The sequence below is a fragment of the Lysinibacillus sp. genome, from assembly GCF_032093475.1.
In the GTDB taxonomy this organism is placed as follows: Bacteria; Bacillota; Bacilli; order Bacillales_A; family Planococcaceae; genus Lysinibacillus; species Lysinibacillus irui.
This window is the reverse complement of the sequence record NZ_DAMDAY010000100.1, coordinates 1-4,539: the sequence shown is the minus strand read 5'-3', so window position 1 is coordinate 4,539 and position 4,539 is coordinate 1. Positions and strand designations below refer to the sequence as shown.

Here is a 4,539-nt window from a genome sequence, read left to right as displayed (position 1 = left end):
ATGATATTCCACATGCGGGTGGTTTAGCTATTCTTCAGCCACATTGGATGCGCTTAAGTGTGCCAGTCAATCCAGAGCGTTTTGCCGGTATAGCGACACGTGTATTTGGCGTCGATGCAACGAACAAGACAGCAGAAGAAGTGGCTTACGAAGGCATCGATCGTTTATCTGCATTCTGGACATCATTAGGTGCACCTGATCGTTTGGCTGATTATCATATTGATGATTCGAAATTTGAACAGATTGTAGAGCATGCAATGCAGAACGGTCCATTTGGAAACTTTAATAAATTGCATGAGGAAGATGTCAGAACAATTTTGCGAAATTCTTTATAAGGTATGAGTGTGAGACTGTGATTATAGTCTCACACTTTTTTGTTGAAAGGTTTAGAAAAAATAACGATTTATGTTGAATAATGTCGTAGATGTTTCTAAAGTCCTTGGTGTATAATGAAATGGATAGATACAAAATGGAGGTAATTATATTTTTTGGGGTTTTGTAGTGATAAAAGTCACTTTGTTCAATGTATCTTTTGGTCTATAATATCAAATTTTTGTTATGTGAAACCTTCTGTGAATGAAGGGGAAAGATAGGTTTTTGTCGTAATTGCTCAATTAATGTAGGGGTGTTCAGAAGTTGTTCAGTCATCTTTATTAAAATAATTACACTATTAAACAAAAAGGAGAGGGATCAAATGTTGAAACAATTGCTAGAGGACCGTATCGTTACATTAAGCTGTATCGAGATACCGTTTCAGCAGCATGTTTATAAAATGCAAAATTGTGTAGAAGTATTGGGAATTGAAGCAAAATCACTGCAAATTGAAAATGATAAAATTATTACAGGATACATTGTTGATCAGAGTATATTATTCAAAAGCTTACGTTTTGGGCAAACGACTATTATTTTTTCAGATGGTGTAAATAAAGCAATTGTACAATTATTTGTTCGTCCTTCAGGAGAAATTGTTGTAGAAGTAAAGCCGTATCTAGGGGATGCTGAAATTGTTACGGTGTATTATCGAACAATTTTAGCAGATACTGCTATAGCAATTGACCTAAAAGGTGCTTTGAAGCATTATTTGGTAGCCCATCAATTGATGAATATGGAAGATTCCATTGCTGAAGTACATTATCATTCCATGCATCCAAACGTTTTAAAGGATTCATTCGCTGGTAATTTTGTGTTAGGCTGTCATGTCGATGGTAGAGACATTCATAATGCAGAAGAATATGCTTTAGCGAATCGACAAGCAACATTACAATTTTCGAAAATCGTCATTCAACAGAATGGTAAAAGAAGGACCATTGCTTGTAACCGATTGCTCACTTTTATGATTACCAATCATGTCTTTGTGGGGTACGAGAATATCCCTGAAGATCTAAATGAAGTGAATAGTGATGACGGACGCAACCATTTAAAATTAGTATAAAAGAAAGCCAACTGCCTGAAATACGGCAATTGGCTATTTGTTTTTTTATGATTATATAGTGTTGTTTGGTCTTTCTCCGACATGTACCCAGTTAGTTTTTCCATCATCTTCATCGAATAAAATCGCTACTTTGGATACCCCTTTTTGACTTAATATGACCTCAGTTAAATGATCGCGAACATCATCTAAAAAAGCAAGTGATAGATGGGGGTCAGCTTCAGCAACTAATTCAACGTGTAAAAATTCCCCTTCTTTAATTACCTCAAGACGAACAATGTCTTTAATGTTCGGATCATCCATTACAAGGTGAGCGATATGATTTAACATCTCTTCATCTGTTTCTCCAATGACGCCGCGTGCATTATCGAGGAAAACCTTACCGACAACATAGAACATCATCGCCCCGATAATCATCGAAACAAGTCCTTCTATTCTGCCCCAACCTGTAAAATAAGCAATCACGATAGCGGCAAAGGCTAAAATATTCCCGCTTGTAGCGACTAAATCTTCCATAAAGACTAATTTAGTTGCAGGCTTTGCGCGATTTAAGAAAGGAAATGCTTTAATAATAGATGTGATTCCAGCTTTCTCTTGTCCTGCTTCATGTAGTACTTCTACAGCTGCTTTAGCCAGTACTGTGCCCTCTAAAACAATCCCTATTAACAATACGCCAAGTGCAATAAGTACCCCACTAGACTCACCGGCAGGGTGAATGAAATGATGCCAGCCTTCTTTTATTGTTTCATAAGAAAGTATAGCTACTATAATAACGGCGAATAGGCATACCAAATTGACAATACGGCCGAAGCCCCCGGGGAACTTTTTAGTAGGTGCCTTTTTTGAAAGGGCCGAACCTATATATACAAAAAATTGGTTTGCTGCGTCACCAAGAGAGTGCATCATTTCTGCAAACATGGCTACATTACCTGTAAAGAAAAAGGCGGCTCCTTTGATAATTCCTAAAAAGGCATTTACAAATGCCGCCATAAGGGAGGGTTTGTTGCCATCCTTTAGTAGTTTAAATAGTTCTGCCATAAAAAATCCTCCAACTAATTTAAAATTTCCATTTCGATTTTTTCTATATAGGATAGTTCTCGTAATGAACGATAAAATGACAATAAATTATCAGAAACAATTAAAGATAGACGTAAATCCAACTCGTGTAAAACACTATTATTTTTTAAATGTACATCTTTAATGCGAATATTTTCGATGATGATGTTGTTGTCCTTTAAAAATAATAGAAACGATTCTGTATTGTTGTCATCATCTATTTGCACTTTTAATAAAATCTCTCGCATGCGAATGCGTTTAGGACCAATTTTCATGAGAAAAGGCGATAGAATTTCGATTCCGAAAACAATAATCACAACAGCTAATGTTGCATCCATATAAAATCCTGCTCCAACGGCGATGCCGATACCAGCAGCTCCCCATATCATGGCCGCGGTTGTTAAACCTGTAATGCTGTCATTGCCTCGTCTTAAAATGACGCCTGCGCCAAGAAATCCAATCCCGCTAACGATTTGTGCAGCTAAACGAAGCGGATCCATCGTAATATTAATATCTTCTCTGGGAGGAGTTGAGTAGGCTGTTTCAATGGAGATGATGGTAAGTAAGCAGCTGAAAGTAGCGATCACCAAACTTGTCTTTAATCCAACTGGCTTCTTCTTTAATTCCCTTTCGATACCGATTACTAAACTTAATGTGGCTGCAATAACTAATTTTATGCCAACTTCATATGTAATCATATTTTCCAATAATGTTTCCATACACAACCCTCCATTGATATTTCGTATTGCTAAGAGATATGCAAGCTGTCATTATTATATGTGCCATTACTTTTTTGTATTGTACAACATGAAAGGAAGGAAATATAAGTATTTTTTATCTTGATACAGCAAGAATCTATTATTTCTGAAATGAAGCATTAGTATGGAATGCTCTCTCATTAATGGGAGGGTTACTTAATTGTTTTCTTTCGTAAGAAATAGGAGAGCGAAATTGATGGAGGTGATTTTATGGAGAAGCCGAAGATTCATCCGTACATTCCAATCGTAATTGGTGTTATTTCAGTATCTATGTCCGCTATTTTCGTGAAATTAGCATCAGCGGAAGCGGGCATTATAGCATTTTATCGTATGCTATTTTCGGTTTTAATAATGCTTCCATTGTTTTTGGGGAGATATTCAAAGGAGCTTACAACATTAAAGAGGCGTGATTGGCTTTTTTCCACAGCCGCGGGAATCCTTTTAGCATTTCATTTTATTTTATGGTTTGAGTCACTCAACTATACTTCTGTCGCAAGTTCAACAGTTCTGGTAACGCTACAACCTTTGTTTGCCTTTGTGGGGACATACTTTTTCTTTAAAGAAAAGATAACGATGAAAACAATCGTTGCTGGAACAATTGCTATTGCGGGAAGTATTTTAATTAGTTGGGGCGATTTTAAAGTAAGTGGGACAGCTTTTTACGGAGATATATTAGCGCTCATTGCTTGTGCACTTGCTACAGCTTATTTTTTATTAGGACAGGATGTACGCAAAAGATTATCGTTAATGACTTATACAATGGTTGTTTATGTAGTGAGTACAATTACTTTATTTATCTATGTACTAATTAAAGGAGAATCATTTGGACCGTATTCTTCTTCTGATTGGTTATGGTTTGTCTTATTAGCGTTAATACCTAATTTATTTGGTCATACTTTATTTAATTGGTCTATTAAATACGTAAGTACGAATGTTGTTTCAATAGCTATTCTCTTTGAGCCGGTTGGTGCAGCTCTTTTAGCATTGTGGATATTTAAGGAGTATTTAATCGTTACCCAAATCTTTGGTGGGTTAATTGTATTAGTAGGAATCCTATTGTTTGTAATTGATATAAAAAAGATTTTTAAATTTTTTATGAAAAATGCTTGATTTTAAAAATGATATATTATATATTATTACTTGTCCTTAACAAGAAGGAACACTTGAAAAAAAGAAATTTAAAAAGTTGTTGACTTCTCGTTGAGAATGAGATATGATAGTAAAGTCGCTAAAACGACTTAAACAAAATGAACCTTGAAAACTGAACAAGCAAAACGTAATCAATAAAGTTTTAAG

At 35.5% G+C, this 4,539-nt stretch carries 4 protein-coding genes and 1 pseudogene; 3 read left to right on the top strand and 2 right to left on the bottom strand.

Annotated features, from left to right (window positions below; all coding sequences use genetic code 11):
* Both RT445_RS17950 and RT445_RS17945 read left to right on the top strand, forming a co-directional pair.
* A pseudogene (locus RT445_RS17950) lies at window positions 1-335 on the top strand (iron-containing alcohol dehydrogenase); the annotation flags it as partial.
* Between the two features lie 359 nt (window positions 336-694).
* Complete coding sequence (locus tag RT445_RS17945) at window positions 695-1,432, top strand: hypothetical protein (RefSeq protein ID WP_312505793.1); 738 nt, start codon at window positions 695-697, stop codon at window positions 1,430-1,432.
* Between the two features lie 51 nt (window positions 1,433-1,483).
* On the opposite strand, the gene RT445_RS17940 is transcribed toward RT445_RS17945, so the two are convergent.
* Together RT445_RS17940 and RT445_RS17935 are read right to left on the bottom strand one after the other, a co-directional pair.
* The gene (locus RT445_RS17940) at window positions 1,484-2,467 is read right to left on the bottom strand and encodes a cation diffusion facilitator family transporter (protein ID WP_274794201.1); all 984 of its coding nucleotides are present in this window, start codon (window positions 2,465-2,467) and stop codon (window positions 1,484-1,486) included.
* A 14-nt stretch (window positions 2,468-2,481) separates the two neighbouring features.
* The gene (locus RT445_RS17935; RefSeq protein ID WP_274794200.1) at window positions 2,482-3,204 is read right to left on the bottom strand and encodes an MgtC/SapB family protein; all 723 of its coding nucleotides are present in this window, start codon (window positions 3,202-3,204) and stop codon (window positions 2,482-2,484) included.
* A gap of 249 nt (window positions 3,205-3,453) precedes the next feature.
* Between RT445_RS17935 and RT445_RS17930 the strand changes: the two genes are divergently transcribed.
* Window positions 3,454-4,353, top strand: coding sequence for a DMT family transporter (locus RT445_RS17930; RefSeq protein ID WP_312505789.1), 900 nt, complete (start codon window positions 3,454-3,456; stop codon window positions 4,351-4,353).
* Window positions 4,354-4,539: the final 186 nt, after the last annotated feature.